Genomic DNA, 19,545 nt, shown 5'->3' on the forward strand with positions numbered 1-19,545 from the left:
ATAGCCGAAAGCCGGCGCGGTGTGATTCTCTGGCGATGATGGATTCGCGGGAGGTGATGTTGGCTGCCGATGAGTTGTTTGGGGACCTGCCGGAGCAGGCGAAGCCATCAGTCGAAGCGGGCTTGCCCGGCGCTCCGCGGCTGCGTGAGCCCCAGCGCGACCAGATTGCGCTGCGAGCGGTTGATATTGAGAGCCTGATCGGGGAAGACCATCCGGTGCGGCTGATCTGGTCTTATGTCGAAGAGCTTGATCTGAGTGAGTTGGAGGACCGGATCAAGGCTCGCGGCGATCGTCCCGGTCACCCCGCGACCTCGCCCCGGCTTTTGCTGGCGCTGTGGCTCTATGCCGCCAGCGAAGGCGTTGGCAGCGCGCGGGCGTTGGAGCGGCTGTGCGAGAGCCACGATGCCTATCGCTGGCTGTGCGGCGGGGTGTCGGTGAACTATCACCTGCTGGCGGACTTCCGGGTCGGCAACGCCGATCTGCTTGACCGACTGCTCAGTGAGCATCTGGCAGCGTTGGCAAAGGCCGGTCTCGTCGATCTGGAGACCTTGGCGCAGGATGGCATGCGGGTCCGGGCCAGCGCCGGGGCGGCCTCGTTCCGGCGCGAGGCGACGCTGGATAAGCATTTGGCGCAGGCTGAGGCCGTGGTGGAAGACCTCAAGCGCGAGGTCGACACACGCTCGGACGCCAGCAATAAGCGTGCCCGGGCAGCCAAGGAGCGGGCCGCGCGGGAACGCAGCGCGCGGGTGAAGGCGGCGCAGACGGCGCTCGCCGAGATCAAGCAGCAGCGCAAGGAGCGCGAAGAAAGTCGCGGCAACGGCAAGACGCCGAAGGAGCCGCGGGCCTCCACGACGGACGCCTATGCACGGGTCATGAAGATGGCGAACGGCGGCTTCCGCCCCGCCTACAACGTGCAGGTGACGAGCGTGGCCGGCGAGCAGATCGTCGTCGACACCAGAATTTGCAACATCGGATCCGATCGCGGCCTGATGCGTCCCATGCTGGAGCGGCAGCGTGCGCGGCCCGGAGGGTTGCCCAAGGACCATCTCGTCGATGGCGGCTTTGGCAGTGCCGAGGACATCGAATGGGCCTATGCCGAGGGCATCGATATCTTTTGTCCGCCCACTCAATCCAAGCACGGTACCGATCCCTATCTACCGCGGCGCGGCGACGGTCCGGGGGTGTTGGCCTGGCGTGCGCGAATGGCGAGCGAAGAGGGCAAGGCCCGATACAGGTCCCGGTCGATCTGCGAGTGCATCCATGCCCGCTGGCGCAATTGGGACCTGCGGCAATTGACCGTGCGCGGCATCGAAAAGGTCCGTGCCGTCGTGCTCTGGTACGCCCTCGTCAACAACATCCTGCAAGGCAACCGCCTCTCCAGAGCCTAAACAACGGGTCATCGCCGAACTCGAACTCAAACCTGCCAATTGCTGCGACGAACAGCCGCCAAAAACTCCGCAGGAGCCGAATCCGTCACAAGCTCTCAGGATGACGGGTCGAAAAAGCGCACCCGCGAAAATCAAATCTCGCCGATCACCTCGCGGCGGCGCTGCTCGGATTCTTCCGCGTAGCGCCGCATCGCATGCGCTTCGGTGAGCAGGCCGATCGGCCGCCGGGCGCCATCGCCTTCGACCACGGCGAGCGATTCGGCTTCGGCGGCGTCGAACACCGCGATCGCCTCCTGCACGTTCATGCCGGGATGCAGCACCACGTCGGCGTAGCGCAGGATGCCGACCAGTCCCTTGTGGGCCTCGAGATCGGGCGCATGCGCCTCGGCAACCAGCGCCAGCCCGGCATAGCGTCCCTCGCCGTCGATCGCGACCACCTGGGTCTTCGAGCCCGGCGGAAATTCCTCGCGGAACGCCTCGATCGGCATGGCGGCGCTCACCGTCGTCATGTCCTGCCGCATCATCTTGCCGACCGTGAGATCGCGAATCCAGCCGATGTCGGCGGCGCTGCGGATGGTCTCGCCGCGCAGATGCAGCCGCCAGGTCGCGAACGAATAGCCGAACAATTCGCGCGTGATCGTGGTCGAGATGATGACCGCGACCAGCACTGCGGTGGTGAGCCAGAGATTGCCGGTGGATTCCAGCGCGATGAACGACATCGTCAAGGGACCGCCGATCACCGAGGCCGACAGCGCGCTCATGCCGATCACCGCATAGGCGTTGGGATCGAGGTTGAGCCCCGGCCACACGATGTCGACGCCGGCCGCGAACAGCCGGCCGCCGAGCGCGCCCATGAACAGCGTGGCGAAGAACAACCCGCCGCGGAAGCCGGAGCCGAGCGAGACGATCGAGGCGATCGCCTTCAGCACGAACACGCCGGCGATGAAGGCAAGCGGCATCGCCACGATGCCGGCGAAGCGCAGCGCGCCATGGCCCGACGACATCACCTGCGGCGTCAGCAGCGCCATCGCGCCGACGGCAAGCCCGCCGAGCGCCGGCCGCAGCGGCTGCCAGAGGCGGGTCTTCGTCAGCAGCGCCTCGCTCAGCGTCACCCCGCGCATGATCGCGATCCCGGTCAGCGCCGCGACCATGCCGAGCAGCGCGGCAATCGCGAGATCGCGCCCGAGCACGTCGCCGACGGTTCCGACGCCGACCCCGAGCGGCAGCGGCTCGAAGGCATGGGCCACGAAGTAGCCGGTCACCGCCGCCACGCCGACCGGGGTCAGGCTGGCCGGCGTGTAACCGCCGATCACAAGTTCGAAAGCGTAGAAGGCGCCGGCTAGCGGCGCGCTGAAGGCCCCGGCGATCGCCGCCGCCGCGCCGCAGCCGACCATGATTCGCTGGTCGTTGCGGCGGAGGTGGAAGCCGCGGCCGAGCGAGGCGGCCAAGCCGCTGGACAATTGGGTGTAGCCGGCCTCGAGCCCGACCGAGCCGCCGACGCCGCTCGACCAGATCGTCTGCAGCGCCACGATCACGCTGCCGCGGAACGACATCCGCCCGCCATAGAGCGCATTGGCCTCGATCGGGTCGATCTCGCGGGCCGGCCGGACCCGGAGCAGCAGCAGGAACGCAAATCCCAGCAGCAAGCCGCCAACCGTGGGAACCAGCAGTGCGCGCACGGGATCGATGCTGGGCTGGCTCGACAGCCGGTCACCCAGCGGCAGATTGAACAGCACCGAATGCAGCACCGTGACGAGGCCGCTCATGACCGCCACCACGAGGCCGCCGATGGCGCCGATCAGCACCGCCAGCACCACGAGGCTCGTCTCGTGCGCACGCACGAATGCGCGCAACCGGCGCGGCGCCTCGAGATAGCGTGATGTCGTGGTCATCGGCAGGGTCCGTCACTGGCCGAGGGGGCTTGCGGCTCCCTTTACGGGCCTCGCGGGCAGGAGGCAATCGGGGCAGGAACATGGCAGGGGCTGGCGGATAAGCCGCTCATTGCTCTTCACAATCCCGTCACGCTGCCTGTAGTATGTGAGTGCATGCTGCTTCGCAGCTAATGGGAGTCAGGAGCGTTATTTGAACGCACATGTCTCGCAAGGCGGTTGGCCGGTGCTGGTGTTGAATGCGGACTTCCGGCCGCTGAGTTATTACCCGCTGTCGCTCTGGTCCTGGCAGGACGCGATCAAGGCGGTGTTCCTCGATCGTGTCAACATCGTCGAATATTACGACCGCGCGGTACGAAGTCCTTCCTTCGAAATCCAGCTGCCGAGCGTCGTATCCCTCAAATCCTTCGTCAAGCCGACCACCCACCCCGCCTTCACCCGGTTCAACGTCTTCCTTCGCGACCGATTCAGTTGCCAATATTGCCTGTCGGCCGACGACCTCACCTTCGATCACATCATTCCCCGCAGCAAGGGTGGCCAGACCACCTGGGAGAACGTCGTCGCCGCCTGCTCGCCCTGCAATTTGCGCAAGGGCAATCTGACGCCGCAGCAGGCCAAGATGTTTCCGAAGCAGACGCCCTATGCACCCACCGTGCATCAGCTCCATCGCAACGGCCGGCTGTTCCCGCCGAACTATCTGCACGAGAGCTGGCTCGATTATCTCTATTGGGATACTGAGCTCGATCCGTAATCTCGGTCTCGGCGGTGCGGCTGTGCCGCGACGGGCCGCAAGGTTAACGAATTAACCTCCACAAGCTGAATTTGTTGACGGCTCACAGGTCTCGCTGGAGAGTCGAAGCAAGGACGCACGCCTGCGCGGAGCAGTTCTGAAATTGTCATGCTCGCGTGATGTCGACCGACCCGAGCTTGTCGGCTGGCATTGATTCTGTCGTCCGACGGTGCTGTCGCAATTGGGCGGCAGGAGACGAGATGGCGAATCATGCTTAGCGTAACGTCCGATACGGCGGTCCGGCTCATCCATCCGCGCGACAGTCTGTCGATCGTGCCGGATCATCCGCGGCAGCAGTCCGAACCGACCGCCCAGGCCGCCCCGCAAACGTCACGCAAGGGCGCCGCCAGGCCGATGACCACGGCAGACGTTGCCGCGGTCGCGGGTCTCTTCCTCAAGGTCTTCAGGGGCATCGACAAACCCGCCAGCGCGGATCTCAAAGGCTATCTGCATGCGTTGACCCTGGGATCACCGTCCTACAGCGAAGCGGCGGGCACGCAAATCTATCAACAGCAGGATGGCCGCATCTCGAGCGCGCTGCTCGCGATCCCGATGCACTTCATGGCCTGCGGCAACGTCATCCCGGGTCGGCTGCTCGGCGTCTTCATGACAAACCGGGACTCCGCCGGTGCGGCCCAGCTCAATCTTGGTCTGCGGCCGAAAAGGGCTGGTCTTTCGTTCTGCGACAGTGCATCGCCGACCAGCGCCAAGTCGCTGCTGGCGATCGGCGGGAAAACGATTCCGCTGCAGAACCTGGAATGGGTGCGCACCTTCCGTCCGGTGGCAGCGTTCGTCGGACGTCTTTCGCCGCGCGTCTTGCGCGGCCTCGATCGGCGCCTGGCAACGCTCGCGCGTCCCGTCGACGCGCTGCTGAGCCGCCTGCGCGGCGACGGCGACACCGAGGGGCCCGCCGGCCTCAAGGTGCGGGAAATGTCTGTCGCGGACTTCCTCACGCGCGCGCCGGAGTTCATTGCCCACTACGCCGTCCGCCCGCTTTGGTCGGCGGATGAGCTGGGCTGGCTGGTCGGCCTGGCGGCGCAGAACACCACACTCGGCTCATTCACGATCCGTGCGGTCGAAGACCAGTCCGGCACGCCGATCGGCTGTTTTGTCTACTATGCGGCCCCGGGGCGCACCGCGCATGTTCTCAACATCCTGTCGCGTCCCGACCAGGAGGTTGGCGTGCTGTGTGCGATGTTCCGCCACCTCGAGGACACCGGCCATGCCGAAGCCCGCGGCCGCGCGCAACCGGCACTGATGGCAGGGCTCGGGCTGCAGCGCGGGCTGGTGTTCCGGCACCGCGCCTTCGCCATGGCGTTGACGCGTATTCCGGAAGTCAACGAGGCCATTATACGCGGCGACATCTATGTCGGCGGCCTCGCCGGCGAGGACTGGAGCCGATTGATGCACGACTTCGGCTGAGGTCGGGCGCCGCAGCGCGACGATGCAGACTGCAAGCGCCGTTCGCGGCTAAGCCGGCTGCTTGGTGAGAGCCGCCTCGCCCTCTTCGCGTCCGGGAACGCTGACGTGGACCTCGTGCCCCAGCCTGATTGCCAGGGACGCGGCAGCCGCGGCCGACTCGAATGCAGCTTCCTTGGTGGCGTACCCGGCGTTGAGATTGCCGTCATGCAGGACGCCCCATTCCTCGCCGGCCGGAATCACCGCGTATTGAGCCAATCCCATCGTCTTCTCCTTGCGCAAGCTGCGCGCCTCCGAACAGGGCCTCAACAACGCCCTCGGAGCGAAGTTCCTATGCGCTCCGGTTCGGCCCTCGCTCGCTAGGAACGAAGCTGCACCGGCCGCGTCGGAATGTGTTGTGACGAGCAGGACGCCAAGGATGGTCCGAGAAGGTCCCGCTGAACCAGCTCCCGCAAGGACCGCCGAGACGACGCAGGCGATCCGGGCGCGCCCCTACGGCATGATCATCACGTCTGCGATCATCGCGCTCGTGGTCGTCGTGCTCGCCTACACGCTGATGCGGTAAGCGGGCCGGCACCGTCTGTCCGACGCCGCCTCGCAGCGGCCGGGGAGCAAGCAGCCTGTCGCCATGCAGATTGCGGCGCTGCCGGTTGCGCAGAAATTATCAATTCATGACCAGCCCGTTCGGCGTTCCCGCGCGTTCATGGAACATGCCCGATCGCAACGCAAAGAAATCCTCTGCGCCTGCCCGCCTTTGGCCGCTGCTGGCCGTGAACTTCTTCATGGCAGACATGCAGTCGGGGATCGGACCGTTCGTCGGCGTCTTCCTTCAGCTGCATGGCTGGACCAGCGGCCTGATCGGGACCCGCGCTGACGCTCGGTAACGTCGCCGGCATGCTGATCACGACGCCGATCGGCGGCTGCATCGATACCACGAACCACAAGCGGGCCTGGGTGATCGTCCCGGGCGTGGCGGTCGTGCTGGGATCCACGGTCATCCTGATGTCGCAAAACTTCTGGGCCGTCGCCCTGTCGCAGGTCGCGACATCGATCGCGGGTGCCGCGATCGTTCCGGCGGTCACCGGCATCACGCTCGGCATCGTCAAGCAGCGCGGGTTCAACCGGCAGAACGGCCGCAATCAGGCGTTCAACCACGCCGGCAACCTGGTCGGTGCCGCGGCATCGGGTTATCTCGGCTGGCAGTACGGCTATGTGGCGGTCTTCGTCCTCGCCGCTCTGTTCGGCGCGATCACGATTGCTTGTGTCCTGATGATCCCGCCCGACAGCATTAATCACCACGCGGCACGCGGTAAGGAAGACGATCCGGACAGCCAGCCCAGCGGCTTCTCGGTGTTGGTCAAGCACAGGCCGCTGCTGGTGCTCGCGGTCGCATTGGCTGCGTTTCACCTCGGCAACGCTGCGATCGTGCCGCTTTACGGCCTTGCCGCGGTCGCCGGCAATCACGCCAATGGTCCGAGCTTCGTCGCGACGACGATCGTGGTTGCGCAGGCGGTGATGATCCTCGCATCGATCGCCGGCATGCACGCAGCCGAGCGGCGGAACTATTGGTCCGTCCTGTTGCTGTCGTTCCTGGCCTTGCCGGCGCGCGGCGCGCTCGCCTTCTTCCTTTCGGGCTGGTGGGGCGTTCTCCCTGTGCAGGTCCTCGACGGCATCGGTGCCGGTCTGCAGAGCGTCGCGGTGCCGGGAATGGTGGCGCGCTCGCTCAGCGGAACCGGCCGCGTCAACCTTGGACAGGGAGCGGTCATTACGATTCAAGGCGTCGGCGCCTCACTGAGCCCGGCGCTTGGCGGCTGGATCGCGCAATGGGTCGGATATGGCCCAGCCTTCCTCGTGCTCGGCGGGTTGGGCCTTCTGTCGGTCGCGATCTGGACGGCGTTCCGGTCGACCGTGCAGAAATACTGACGCCGTGATCGCATTTGCGTGAACACCCGCACCGAGCGGAACCCTATCGTTGTATCCTAATAGTTCGTATCCTATCTAATTTTTCATGCCGCCGTCGCAATCCCATATCCACGCCGAGATCGGCCGCCTGATCACCAGGCTCGGGCGGATCTGGCGCCGCGAGTCGGATCAGGCGCTATCTGAGCACGGCCTGTCCTACGCGACGGCGATTCCGCTCCTGGTGCTGTCGCGGCAGGGCGCGAACGTCCGCCAGGGCGTGCTGGCCGACGAGTTGGGGATCGAGGGGCCGTCGCTGGTGCGGTTGATCGATCTGCTGCAGTCCGAAGGCCTGGTCGAGCGTCGCGAGGACCCGACCGATCGGCGCGCCAAGACGCTGCATCTCACCCCAACCGGCCACGCCAAGGTCGAGGAAACCAACAGGGTGCTGCGCCGCGTGCGGTCGAGCCTGCTGAAGGATATCGGCAGCGAGGAACTTGCGGTAACCTTCGAGGTGCTCCTGCGCATCGAGCAGCGCGCGAGCCGCTTGCAGGACGCCAAGACGACTGCGGCCGCAACTGCCCACGAGGCGAAATAGCCATGCGCGCGGATGAGCCGTTCCTGGTCCGCCACGCGAACCTCATCTTCGCGTTGAAGACGTTCGCCGCGTCGATGCTGGCGCTCGTCATCGCGTTGATGATCGATCTGCCGCGTCCCTATTGGGCGATGGCGACGGTCTATATCACCTCGCAGCCGCTGGCCGGCGCGACCAGCTCGAAAGCGTTCTTCCGCGTCATTGGCACCCTGGTCGGCGCCAGCATGACGGTCGCGCTGCTGCCGAACCTGATCGATGCGCCGGAGCTCTTGTGCCTCGCGATCGCGCTCTGGGTCGGGCTCTGCCTGTATCTGTCGCTGCTCGACGGCACGCCGCGCAGCTATGTCTTCATGCTGGCCGGATACACCGTCGCATTGATCGGCTTTCCGTCGGTGTCCGCGCCGGGCAGCATCTTCGATATCGCGCTGGCGCGGGTCGAAGAGATTTCGCTCGGCATCATCTGCGCGAGCCTGGTCTCGACCGTGGTGTTTCCCCGCAGCGTCGCACCGGCCGTCGGCGGCCGGGTCCGGAGCTGGCTGTCGGATGCGCGCCGCCTGTCCCGCGATGTGCTGCTTGATCGCGGCAGCAGCGAGACCCGCCGGGCCGAACGCCTGCGCCTTGCGACCGACATCGTCGAGCTCGACACGCTGACCACCCATCTCGCCTATGACCGGCTGGCCGACGCCGGCCTCGTGCGCGGCCTGCGTGAAGTCCGGCTGCGCATGCTGATGCTGTTGCCGATCATCACTTCGATCGAGGACCGGCTTGTCGCGCTCGGCGAGGCGGCGCTGCAAAGGCAGCCGGAGCTGCGGCGCCTGCTCGGCAATCTCGCCGAATGGATCGTGGACGAGGACCGCCAGCGGCAATCCAGCGAACCGATCAGGGTTGCGATCGCCGAGCGGCAATCCGCACTCGACGGGCTCGCGCCGCGCGAGCGCATCATCACGATCAGCCTGCTGCTGCGGCTGCGCGAGCTTGTCGACATCTCGGCCGATTGCCGCGCGGTGGGCGATGCGATTGCCGCGGGCCGGGATATCTCGACCGTCCCGCTGGCGTTCCATCCGGAGTCGGGGGCAGCACCGGTCCGTCATCGCGACCACGGCATGGCGCTGTGGTCGGCCACAGGCGCCGCGGCGGCGATCCTGATCTGCTGCGGCCTGTGGATTGCGACCGGCTGGGCCGACGGCGCCTCGGCACCGATGATGGCGGCGGTCGCCTGCTCCTTCTTCGCCGCGCAGGATGAACCGGCGCGCAGCATCCGGGCCTTCGGCTTGTTTTCGCTGGTCGCGATCGTCGTCGTCGCGATCTATCAGTTCGCGCTGGTGCCGGGCATCTCCCATGTCGAGGTCCTGATCGCCGCGCTGGCGCCGACCTTCCTGTTGTACGGTTTCCTGATCGCGCGGCCGAAAACCGCGCCGATCGGCATGGCGCTCGCCGCCAACACCGCGACGCTGCTCGCGCTGCAATCGACCTACAGCGCGGATTTTGCCAGTTTCGCCAACACCTCCGTCGCCTTCTTCCTCGGCGTCGTCATCGCCGAGATCGTGACGCGGATCGCGCGCGGCGTCGGCGCCGAATGGATCGCCAAGCGGCTGATGATTTCGAGCTGGCAGACGCTCGCGGATGCGGCCGAGCGGCGCGGCCGCGGCGATCGCGCGCAGTTTGCCGGCCTGATGCTGCATCGGCTCGGGCTCTTGGTCCAGCGCATCGCATTCATCTCCGAGAGCGACCGCCGTGATGCCGACAGCCTGGTTCAGCTGCGCATCGGGCTCAACATCATCGACCTCAGGCGCGCCCGTTATGGTCTCGCCGCATCGACCGTGGACGCCGTCGACGACATGCTGGACAACCTCGCGGCGGCGTTTCGCGCCCATGCGGACCAGCCACTGCCGGACGAACTTCTATCATGCATCGATGCGGCGCTGACCGCGGTCGTCAAGGATCCCAATGAGCGCGCACGGGACGATGCGCTGCTCGGCCTCGTCGGCATCCGGCGCGGCCTGTTTCCGGATGCGCCCGCGTATCGATCGCAGCCCGAGGAGAGTTTTGCGGCATGAGATATGAGCTCGACATCTACGGTGTCCTGGTTCCGGCGCTGCTGCTGTGGCTCATCGTTGCCTATGCGCTGAGCGCGGTGGTGAGCCGGATCATGCAGCGCTTCGGGCTGTACCGGCTGGTTTGGCACCGCGCGCTGTTCAATTTCGCACTGTACGTATGCCTGTTGGGCGTCGTCGTTTATCTCTCGGAGTTTCTGCCATGAAGGGGAATTTCGCCTGGCTCGGCCGGGTGGCGCTGACTGCGGTCGCGCTCGTCGCTGCGCTGGCCGTCGCTCGCGCGCTCTGGATCTATTATATGGAATCGCCGTGGACCCGCGACGGCAGGGTGCGCGCCGATGTGGTTCAGGTTGCTCCCGACGTATCCGGCTTCGTCACCGACGTGCTGGTCAAGGACAACCAGCCGGTGCATCGCGGCGATATCCTGTTCCGGATCGATCGCGCGCGTTTTGCCCTGGCGTTGCAGCAGGCCGATGCCGCAGTCGCCGGACATCGCGCGACGCTGGATCAGGCCGAATCCGATCTCAAACGCTACAGCTCGCTGACAACGGATGCGGTGTCGCAGCAGAAGCAGGAGCAGGTGCTGGCCACGCAGCTCCAGGCCAAGGCCGCCTACGACCAGGCGGTCGCCGATCGCGCCGTGGCGCAGCTCAACCTCGATCGCAGCGAAGTGCGCGCGTCGGTCAACGGCACCATCACCAACATGGATCTGCGGCCCGGCGTCTACGTCTCCGCGGGCAAGGGCGTGATGGCGCTGGTCGACAGCGACACGCTGCATGTCGAAGGCTATTTCGAGGAGACCAAGCTGGCGCGCATTCACGTCGGCGACAAGGCGCAGGTCCGGCTGATGGGCGAGCCGGTCCGGCTCACCGGACATGTCGAGAGCATTGCGGCCGGCATCGAGGATCGCGACCGCGGCCAGGGCGCGAACCTGCTCGCCAACGTCAATCCGACCTTTACCTGGGTTCGGCTGGCGCAGCGCGTGCCCGTCCGCATCGCGCTCGACCAGCTGCCGGATCGCATTGCGCTGGTCGCCGGCCGTTCGGCGACGGTCGAGATCATGGACTAGCCGGCCGGGCCGCGCATGCTTGCGGTGGCTTCCGTCGCCAAGCGCGTCTACTGCACGCCGTAACGCCTGAACTCGTCGCCGATGCCGGCTTGAATTGCCTTGGCGGCTGCGATGTCGCTATTGCCGCCGGCCTTGTCGCCCTGCTTCAGCTTCGCGAGCCCGCGTCCATAGAGTGCGCTGGCGAGCTTCGGATCGACGCGAAGCGCCGAACTGTAGTCGTCGATCGCCGCGCCCAGCGCGCCGGTCTTCAGATAGACCAGGCCGCGCGAGTCATAAGTGGCAGCGTTGGCCGGTCCCGATTGCAGCGCCTTGTTGCAATCTTCCAGCGCTTGCTGCAACGCGCCGAGGATGGCCCGGCTCCAGCAGCGTCCGTTCCACACGCCGTCCAGGTTCGGCTCGAGACGAATGGCCTGATCATAGTCCTGGGCTGCGCGGGCATAGTCATGCTTCTTCAGATAGGCGCCGGCGCGGTTGGCGAAGGCCTCGCCGTAGTTCGGGTTGAGCTTGATGGCCTGATCGAAGGCGCTGGTCGCGCGATCGTAGTCGCGCTTCCCCAAATAGGCCACGCCGCGGTTGTTGAACGGCTTGATGTAGCTCGGATTGAGCTCGATCGAATGATCGAAATCCCGGATGGCGCGGTCGTATTCCCCCTTGGACGCATAGGCGCTGCCGCGATCGTTGTAGGCGATCGCGAGGCCAACCGGCGTCATGTCCTCGGCTGCGTCGATCAGCGCCGTACAGGCAACGATGCGCGCGTCGACCGCCTTGCGATCGTGGCCGCTGCACAACTCGATATTCTGCAGATAGTTGCCCTTTGGCTTCGGACTCTGCGCGGCCGTCGGCGATACGAGCAACAGCAGGAGCAGCAGCGCCACCAAGCCGCCCCCCGCGGCGGTACCCGCACGAGGCTTCATGTCTGGCTCCGGTCTTGATGACGCGGAGCCGCCGATTTCCGTGAGTAGCCGCACAAGACCGACGCCTTGCTTGCCTAGCACCCTCGACAAATACCGGGATTGAACCTGTGGTAGGTGTTTTGTTCGGGTTGCGGCGTCACGCGTGTCGCGGGCTTTCTCACGAGCTTGCTCTTGCCCTCTTCCACGAGCGTCGCGAACCTGACCGTTCCATCGTCGGAAATTTCGATGCGTGGCGTGGTGCCTCGAATTCCCATCGTCGCCGCAGGCGTGTCGATCTTCATGTCGCCTGTCTTGGCGATGTTGCCGGCGACAAAGGTGAAGGTGCCATTGGCCAATTTGAACAGCGTCGAATTCGACTTGCCGTTCGGGTCGTAGACGAACTCGGTCATGGCCATCTTGGCGTTGCTCGACAGATTGAACGAGGTGCCGTCGGTGAAGTTGATTCCGACCCGTCCGTCGGCCCCGGTCTGCACCACGTCGCCCATATAGATGCGGTCGCCAACCTTGGCCTGCGACGGCTGATCCGACAGAGCGGCCTGCACGACGACAGCACTCGGATGCTCGATCGTGACCGAGCCCGTGGCCGTCACCACCGTCCCGATGAAGTTCGCCGAGGACGTTTGAACCGCAGGTTGGGCGCGCTCGGTTTGCGCCAGCATCGGACCCGGCGTCAGCATCACGAACGCCAAAACGAAGCTTGCAAGCAATTGCACAATCAAATGGATACGCACGATCCCCTCCGTTGAGAAGATCTTGCCGTGTCACGGCGCGATGGACGATCTGGACCGCCAGGCCGGGACCGCAGGACCTTTACTGCCAAACGAGTTGTCGCAAAAACAGGCCTAAGGGCCTGGTGTGGCTCGATTAAAAATTAATAAGTGGACAATTTACTTGGTAAATATACACTAAATTCAGTGGGGCTGCACTCGGGATAATGGACAGCAGGTCTGTCGTTTCCGCGATGGCTCCCCGCCGCATTGGAAGCCGATTTTTCACTACCGAATTTGGTTTCAATCAGGACGTTTCGGCGGGCAAGCCTATGGCTGCGGGTGCGAGGTTTTTTCACCTCGTAGGGAGCGCAAGCCAGACCAAGAAAACGACGGCAGCACCTACCGCCTGAACCGTTCAGCAGGCGAAAAGCCAATGTTAGTCGCGTCCGGCGTAGCGTTCGGGGGCGCGAGCTCGGCCGTTTTAGGCCAGCTGCCCCGAGTGGTTGGCGTTGTCGATACGGTGATCGGTCGCGGCACCATTGTGCGTGCGCGCGACATCGCCGTTTTGGCCATGGCCGGCGATCCGGTTTGCCAGGGCGACATCATCGAGGTCGCGGCAGGCGGACGGGTCGACATCCGCTTGAACGATGGGGCAATGCTCTATCTGCCAGCGGGCACCCGGCTGGAATTGGGCGACTTCGCGCAGGACTCCGGCAGCAGTTCGCATCGGGGCCTGTTTGCCAAAACCAGAAGCATCTTCCGCTTGATCGGCAGCCGGCTGGCCGGGTCGGGCATCCTGACCGCGGACACGCCGATTGGCACCGTCAGGGCAAGCGGCTTCGGCCTGCTGTCGTTCGCCGCGCTGACCTTCTCGCTCTTGAAGGACGCCCGGGCCGCCGAGCCCAACGTCACCTTCCTGGACGACGACACCATCACCTACAAGGACATGCACCACGGCGTGTTCGAGCTGGTGACGAAAGAGGCGAACCCGCGGCATATCGTCGTCGACGACCCCGGGGTCACGGTCATCCTGACCACAAGAGGCTCGTCGGTCGGCGTGAGCCAGGTCTCGAACAGCCCTGCCCACATGGAGGATTTGCGCAACGCGCAACAGGAGGCGCTTGCCGGTTACGCGAAGGGAGTGTGGGCAAAGGGCTCCGGCATGCCCGCTTACGATGGGTCGCCGCTGCTGCAACCGATAAATTTTTCCGACCCGGACCCCTCGCCGATACCAAACCAGCTCGGGCCGCTCCCCGGAACTGTCCTCCCCTACGTCATCATCTACCACCCGCCGCCACAGCCGCCGAAGCTGAACCTCGGCGTGGCGCCGACCGAGGTCGATACGTCGGTATTCGACGATTTCAGCACCGCGCACGGGACCTTCTCCGCCTCCACCACCAACGGCGGCGCAATCACCTTCGGCGTCGTCGGCGGCGTCGCCAGCAACATGGTGCGGGGCGCGCAGACCTACGACGTCTCGAGCGTCGGCACCTTTGGCACGTTCTACCTCAACAGCGCGAGCGGCGCTTATACCTTCGTTCCCAACAACGATGCGATCAATGCGCTGAAGGTCAACGCGATCCAGAGCTTCGTCATCACGGTTTCGGACGGCACGCTCATCTCCAGCGAGAGCTTCAACATCACGATCGTCGGCGTCGATGACGCGTCCATCATTTCCGGCGTCATCAATGGTTCGGTGGTCGGCGCGGTCGGCGTCAACGGTGCCTCGCCCAGCCTGCTCATCGCAAACGGCCTCCTGACCGATACCGATGTCGACGATCCCGCCAACACTTTCGCGACGGTGAGCACGCCCACGACAAGCGCGGGCGGCTATGGCTCGTTCACCATCACGACGGGCGGCGTGTGGACCTACACGCTCGACAACGACAACAGCACGATTCAGGCCCTCGGGGTAGGTGATGTGCTGACCGACAGCTTCACGGTCACCACGATCGGCGGCACCCCGCAGGTCATCACGATCACCATTCACGGCCCGCTGATCGGGGCCGGGACGGCGCCGTCGCTGACGCTGAGCGAGACGCATCTGACTGCGACCGCGCTGGACGACAACATCGCGGGCTCGGCGCCGAATGCGGCACTGACGACGGTTTCGGCCGACTTCTCGGCTGCATTCGTCACCGCAAGCGGCTTGACCGGCACGACCCTCAGCTACGCGCTGACGATCACCGGGGGCAACGGCACCGCATCCGGACTGATCGATTCGCACACCGGCCTCGCCGACCTGCTGGTTCTGAACGGCAACACCATCGAAGGCCGCGTCGGCGCAATCGACGGCACGCTGGCATTCACCATCGCGCTCGATCCGGTCACGGGACGCGTGACCTTCACCGAATTCCGTGCGGTGACACAGCCGCTCGGCACCAGCCCGGACAGCGGCGAAGGCGTGACGCTTGCGACGGGGGTCGTCACCCTGATCGGGATCGTCGCGACGAACGGCGAATTCCAGGATGTGACGCTCGATCTCGGCAGCAGATTGACCATCACCGACGATGGGCCGAGCATCAGGACCAATCCCACGGCTCCGTCGCTGACGCTGAGTGAGACACATCTGACGGCGACGGTGCTGGATGACGGCATCGCAGGCTCGGTACCCAACGCGTCGCTGACGACGACGTCAGCCGACTTCTCGACCGCGTTCAGTTCGGTTCAGGGCGCGGACGGCGCAACGATCCAGTATGCGCTGGCGATCGCCGGCGGCAACGGCGCCGCCTCGGGCCTGATCGATTCGCACACCGGCCTTGCCGACGTGCTGGTCCTGAACGGCAACACGATCGAAGGCCGGGTCGGCGGCACCGCCGGCACGCTGGCATTCGCCATCACGCTCGATCCGGCGACCGGGCGGGTGACTTTTACCGAGTACCGGCCGGTGAAACAGCCGTTCGGCACCGACCCGGACGGCGGCGAGGCCATCGGGCTATCTGCCGGAGTGGTCAGCCTGATTGCAACCATCACCGACAGGGATGGCGACTTCCAAAGCGCGAGCCTCGATCTCGGCAGCCGGCTGAGCATCAGCGACGACGGCCCGACGATTGCCACCAGCGGGACGACGCCATCGCTGACGCTGAGCGAATCGCATCTGACTGCAACGGCGCTGGATGACAACATCCCGGGTTCGGCTCCGGATCTGTCGCTGACGACGATCTCTGCCGATTTCTCGACGGCCTTCACCTCGGTCCAGGGCGCGGACAGTGCCGCAATCCGCTATTCGCTGACAATCGCGGGCGGCAACGGCGCGGCGTCGGGTCTGATCGATTCACACACCGGGCTGGCCGACGTGCTGGTCCTGAACGGCAACACCATCGAGGGCCATGTCGGCACGACCACCGGCACCTTGGCGTTCAGCATCGCACTTGATCCGATGACGGGCCGGGTCACCTTCACCGAGTACCGCGCGGTGAAGCAGTCCGGCACCAGCTCCGAGGGCGGCGTCACGTTGGGCGCGGGCATTGTAAGCCTGGTCGCCACGATCACCGACAAGGATGGCGATTTCCAGATCGCCCACATCGATCTTGGCCAGCAGCTCACGATCACGGGCGACAACCCGAGCATCGCGACCAATGGCACCACCCCCTCGCTGACGCTCAGCGAGACACATCTGACCGCGACCGCGTTCGACGACAATATCGCAGGCTCGGCGCCGAACGCGGCGCTGACGACGACGTTTGCCGACTTCTCGACGGCGTTCAGCTCGGTTCAGGGCGCGAATGGCGCGACCATCGGCTACACGCTGACCATCACCGGCGGCAACGAGACCGCCTCGGGCCTGATCGACTCGCATACCGGCCTTGCCGACGTGCTGGTCCTGAACGGCAACACCATCGAAGGCCACGTCGGCACAACCACCGGCACGCTGGCATTCACCATCACGGTCAATCCGGCGACGGGACGCGTGACGTTCACCGAATACCGCGCGGTGGTGCAGCCGCTCGCCAGCAGCCTGGATACCGGCGAAGCCATCGGTTTCAGCTTCGGAATCGTGAACCTGGTGGCGACGATCACCGACAACGACGGCAATGCGCAGAGCGCGAGCCTGGATCTCGGCAAGCAACTCACGATCACCGACGACGGCCCGAGCATCAGGACATCGGGTACGACGCCAGCGCTGTCGCTGAGCGAGACTCACCTCACGGCGACGACATTCGACGACAACATCGCGGGCTCGGCGCCGAATGCGGCGCAGACCACGACAGCAGCCGACTTCTCGACGGCCTTTAGCTCGGTCCAGGGCGCCGATGGCGCGACCATCAGCTACGCGCTGGCGATCGCAGGCGGTAACGGCACCGCGTCGGGCCTGGTCGATTCGCACACCGGCCTCGCCGACGTGCTGGTCCTGAACGGCAACACTATCGAGGGCCATGTCGGCGCCTCCACTGGCGCGCTGGCGTTCACCATCACGGTTGATCCGATGACCGGGCGCGTCACCTTCACCGAGTACCGGGCAGTGACACAGCCGCTTGGCACCGATCCGGATCACGGCGAAGGCGTCACGCTCGCCGGCGGGATCGTCAGCCTGACGGCCACCATCACCGACAAGGATGGTGACTTCCAGAGCGCGAGCCTTGACCTCGGCAAGCAGTTGACGATCACCGACGACGGTCCGAGCATCAGGCTGAGCGGGACGATCCCAGCGTTGTCGCTGAGCGAGACGCACCTGACGGCGACCACATTCGACGACAACATCGCGGGCTCGGCGCCGAATGCGGCGCAGACCACGACAGCAGCCGACTTCTCGACCGCTTTCACCTCGGTTCAAGGCGCCGACGGCGCGACCATCAGCTACGCGCTGAAAATCACCGGCGGCAACGGGACCGCGTCCGGCCTGATCGATTCGCACACCGGCCTCGCCGATGTGCTGGTTCTGAACGGCAACACGATCGAGGGCCGCGTCGGCACCACAACCGGCGCCCTGGCCTTCACCATCGCGATCGATCCGGCCGCCGGGTTCGTCACCTTCACCGAGTACCGCGCGGTGACACAGCCGCTCGGGACCAACCCGGACAACGGCGAAGGCGTCACGCTCGGCGGCGGCATCGTCAGCCTGACGGCGACGATCACCGACACGGACGGCGACTTCCAGAGCGCGAGCCTCGATCTTGGCAAGCAGCTGACCATCACTGACGACGGCCCGAGCATCATGCTGAGCGGGACCACGCCGTCGCTGACGCTGAGCGAGATGCACCTGACGGCCACGGCGTTCGACGACAACACGGCCGGTTCGGCGCCGAACGCGTCGCTGACGGCGACGTCAGCCGACTTCTCGACGGCATTCTCCTCCGTTCAAGGCGCGGATGGTGCATCCGTCGGCTACGCATTGACGATCACCGGCGGCAACGGCACCGCCTCCGGCCTGATCGACTCGCACACCGGTCTCGCCGACATACTGGTTTTGAACGGCGACACGATCGAAGGGCATGTCGGCTCGACCACCGGTACGCTGGCATTCACCATCGAAATTGACCCGGCGACGGGTTCCGTGACCTTCACCGAGTATCGCCCGGTGACGCAACCGCTCGGCACCGCCCCCGACATCGGCGAGGCCGTCGCGCTGAACGCCGGAACCGTCAACTTGGTTGCGACCGTCACCGACAAGGACGGCGACTTCCAGAGCGCGAGCTTCGATCTCGGCAAGCAGCTGACGATCGCCGACGACGGCCCGTCGATTGGCGGCTTCCCGGACACCGACATCGCCGCTCAGGACAACCAGACCGTCAACGGCACTTACAGCATCAATTTTGGCGCGGATGGCGACGCCGGAATGTCCGTTGCGGTCCACAACGGCGCGGTCGGCGCCACCGGCTACAATCTGGCCACCTCAAGCCTCGGCGGCGGCATCACCTCGGTGCATGTCACCGGAAACGGCGATGACTATAGTTTCTACTATACGACCCATGTGGTGAGCGGCGGCGTCGAAATGGACGCCTACCTTTCGGACTCCGGCGGCACGCTGGCCGATCCCTACTTCAAGCTGCTGATCGATCCGGACGGGACCTTCTCCTTTAATCTCGAGAGTGTCGATGTGCTGAAGCAGGTGACCGTAGCGGGCTCCACGTTCGGCGCCTCGGGCGGCGGCACGCCGTCTCTGACGGCTCCGGATGGCGAGCTCGTCATCACGGGATCCGACAACAGCGGTCATCCGATCGATGTCAAGGCGTCGAGCAATGGCATTGCGGTCGGCGATACCGGGCTGAGCATGGATCCCAATGAGCAGTTGAACCTCGCATTCTCCAACGAGCAGCCGCAGATCAGCTTCATGCTGACCCAGTGGCAAGGCAACGGCACGGCGGGCGTGGTCTTCAAGGTGCTCGACGGCAGCTCCGACGTACACGACTTCAGCATCGACATTCCAAAGCCACATAGCGGCAACACCACCGTCTTCGTGCAGCAAACGTCGGACAGCTCGCTGATCAACACGTCGACCTTCGACGGCGCGACATCGACCTACACGCTCTATGTCGGCAAGGAGTTCAATCAGGTCCAGATCGACTACAATCAGGCGGCAAGCGGCAACGCCACCTTCACGATCAACAACATCACCTATAACGAGAAGACGACCATTCCGAGCACCGATCTGCTGTTCGACGTGCTCGCCACCGACAGGGACGGCGATTCGGCTGCGACCAACCTTCAGGTCGATATTCTGGGCGTCACGACCGCGGCCCCCGCGCCGATCTTTGCTGCCATGGGCAGCAGCATCATTTCAGACCCGATTACGCACGTGCAGCACGATCTGATTTTGTAGGCCCTGAAGCCTGGTGAAGGTTCTGGCCCGCGCCAAACGTTGGCGCGGGCCGGGATTT

Annotated in this window: 13 protein-coding genes and 1 pseudogene; 10 read left to right on the forward strand and 4 right to left on the reverse strand. The window is 65.2% G+C overall.

What is annotated here, in order from left to right; translation table 11 throughout:
* Positions 1–56: 56 nt before the first annotated feature.
* Positions 57–1,388, forward strand: a complete 1,332-nt coding sequence (locus tag ACVINW_RS06050; RefSeq protein ID WP_456756313.1) for an IS1182 family transposase — start codon at positions 57–59, stop codon at positions 1,386–1,388.
* 131 nt (positions 1,389–1,519) lie between these two features.
* Here ACVINW_RS06050 and ACVINW_RS06055 read toward each other — a convergent pair whose 3' ends face one another.
* A complete protein-coding gene (locus ACVINW_RS06055; protein WP_456750453.1) occupies positions 1,520–3,280 on the reverse strand; it encodes a chloride channel protein in 1,761 nt (586 codons plus the stop codon).
* Positions 3,281–3,470: 190 nt separating this feature from the next.
* Here ACVINW_RS06055 and ACVINW_RS06060 point away from each other — a divergent pair, with 190 nt between their 5' ends.
* On the forward strand, positions 3,471–4,028 hold the full coding sequence (locus ACVINW_RS06060; RefSeq protein WP_139486795.1) for an HNH endonuclease: 558 nt from the start codon (positions 3,471–3,473) through the stop codon (positions 4,026–4,028).
* Positions 4,029–4,217: 189 nt separating this feature from the next.
* Positions 4,218–5,489, forward strand: coding sequence for a GNAT family N-acetyltransferase (locus ACVINW_RS06065; RefSeq protein WP_456750454.1), 1,272 nt, complete (start codon positions 4,218–4,220; stop codon positions 5,487–5,489).
* A 48-nt stretch (positions 5,490–5,537) separates the two neighbouring features.
* Here ACVINW_RS06065 and ACVINW_RS06070 read toward each other — a convergent pair whose 3' ends face one another.
* Positions 5,538–5,750, reverse strand: a complete 213-nt coding sequence (locus ACVINW_RS06070; protein ID WP_456750455.1) for a hypothetical protein — start codon at positions 5,748–5,750, stop codon at positions 5,538–5,540.
* 154 nt (positions 5,751–5,904) lie between these two features.
* On the opposite strand from ACVINW_RS06070, the gene ACVINW_RS06075 reads away from it, so the two are divergent.
* From ACVINW_RS06075 to ACVINW_RS06100, 6 genes and pseudogenes are all read left to right on the forward strand, one after another.
* Positions 5,905–6,051, forward strand: coding sequence for a hypothetical protein (locus ACVINW_RS06075; protein ID WP_456750456.1), 147 nt, complete (start codon positions 5,905–5,907; stop codon positions 6,049–6,051).
* 217 nt (positions 6,052–6,268) lie between these two features.
* Positions 6,269–7,409 (forward strand): annotated as a pseudogene (locus ACVINW_RS06080) (MFS transporter).
* 85 nt (positions 7,410–7,494) lie between these two features.
* Positions 7,495–7,983, forward strand: a complete 489-nt coding sequence (locus tag ACVINW_RS06085; protein ID WP_456750457.1) for a MarR family winged helix-turn-helix transcriptional regulator — start codon at positions 7,495–7,497, stop codon at positions 7,981–7,983.
* A gap of 2 nt (positions 7,984–7,985) precedes the next feature.
* The gene (locus ACVINW_RS06090; RefSeq protein ID WP_456750458.1) at positions 7,986–10,037 is read left to right on the forward strand and encodes an FUSC family protein; all 2,052 of its coding nucleotides are present in this window, start codon (positions 7,986–7,988) and stop codon (positions 10,035–10,037) included.
* Positions 10,034–10,240: a DUF1656 domain-containing protein gene (locus ACVINW_RS06095; RefSeq protein WP_353699194.1), complete on the forward strand. Its 207-nt coding sequence runs from the start codon at positions 10,034–10,036 to the stop codon at positions 10,238–10,240. Before ACVINW_RS06090 ends, ACVINW_RS06095 begins: the two co-directional genes overlap by 4 nt.
* Positions 10,237–11,103, forward strand: a complete 867-nt coding sequence (locus ACVINW_RS06100; protein ID WP_456750459.1) for an efflux RND transporter periplasmic adaptor subunit — start codon at positions 10,237–10,239, stop codon at positions 11,101–11,103. The genes ACVINW_RS06095 and ACVINW_RS06100 overlap by 4 nt, the downstream gene beginning before the upstream one ends.
* Before the next feature lie 47 nt (positions 11,104–11,150).
* Here ACVINW_RS06100 and ACVINW_RS06105 read toward each other — a convergent pair whose 3' ends face one another.
* Positions 11,151–12,017, reverse strand: coding sequence for a tetratricopeptide repeat protein (locus ACVINW_RS06105; RefSeq protein ID WP_456750460.1), 867 nt, complete (start codon positions 12,015–12,017; stop codon positions 11,151–11,153).
* A 74-nt stretch (positions 12,018–12,091) separates the two neighbouring features.
* The gene (locus ACVINW_RS06110) at positions 12,092–12,748 is read right to left on the reverse strand and encodes a FecR family protein (protein ID WP_456750461.1); all 657 of its coding nucleotides are present in this window, start codon (positions 12,746–12,748) and stop codon (positions 12,092–12,094) included.
* A gap of 478 nt (positions 12,749–13,226) precedes the next feature.
* Between ACVINW_RS06110 and ACVINW_RS06115 the strand changes: the two genes are divergently transcribed.
* Positions 13,227–19,487: a DUF5801 repeats-in-toxin domain-containing protein gene (locus ACVINW_RS06115; RefSeq protein ID WP_456750462.1), complete on the forward strand. Its 6,261-nt coding sequence runs from the start codon at positions 13,227–13,229 to the stop codon at positions 19,485–19,487.
* The last annotated feature ends 58 nt before the right edge of the window (positions 19,488–19,545 follow it).

It is taken from the genome of Bradyrhizobium sp. USDA 4461 (assembly GCF_054055655.1).

Bases quoted from the DNA above. Each gene is read 5' to 3' on its own strand.
- ACVINW_RS06050 (WP_456756313.1), top strand. From the start codon at position 57: ATGTTGGCTGCCGATGAGTTGTTTGGGGACCTGCCGGAGCAGGCGAAG.
- ACVINW_RS06055 (WP_456750453.1), bottom strand. From the start codon at position 3,280: ATGACCACGACATCACGCTATCTCGAGGCGCCGCGCCGGTTGCGCGCA.
- ACVINW_RS06070 (WP_456750455.1), bottom strand. From the start codon at position 5,750: ATGGGATTGGCTCAATACGCGGTGATTCCGGCCGGCGAGGAATGGGGC.
- ACVINW_RS06075 (WP_456750456.1), top strand. From the start codon at position 5,905: ATGGTCCGAGAAGGTCCCGCTGAACCAGCTCCCGCAAGGACCGCCGAG.
- ACVINW_RS06085 (WP_456750457.1), top strand. From the start codon at position 7,495: ATGCCGCCGTCGCAATCCCATATCCACGCCGAGATCGGCCGCCTGATC.
- ACVINW_RS06090 (WP_456750458.1), top strand. From the start codon at position 7,986: ATGCGCGCGGATGAGCCGTTCCTGGTCCGCCACGCGAACCTCATCTTC.
- ACVINW_RS06095 (WP_353699194.1), top strand. From the start codon at position 10,034: ATGAGATATGAGCTCGACATCTACGGTGTCCTGGTTCCGGCGCTGCTG.
- ACVINW_RS06100 (WP_456750459.1), top strand. From the start codon at position 10,237: ATGAAGGGGAATTTCGCCTGGCTCGGCCGGGTGGCGCTGACTGCGGTC.
- ACVINW_RS06105 (WP_456750460.1), bottom strand. From the start codon at position 12,017: ATGAAGCCTCGTGCGGGTACCGCCGCGGGGGGCGGCTTGGTGGCGCTG.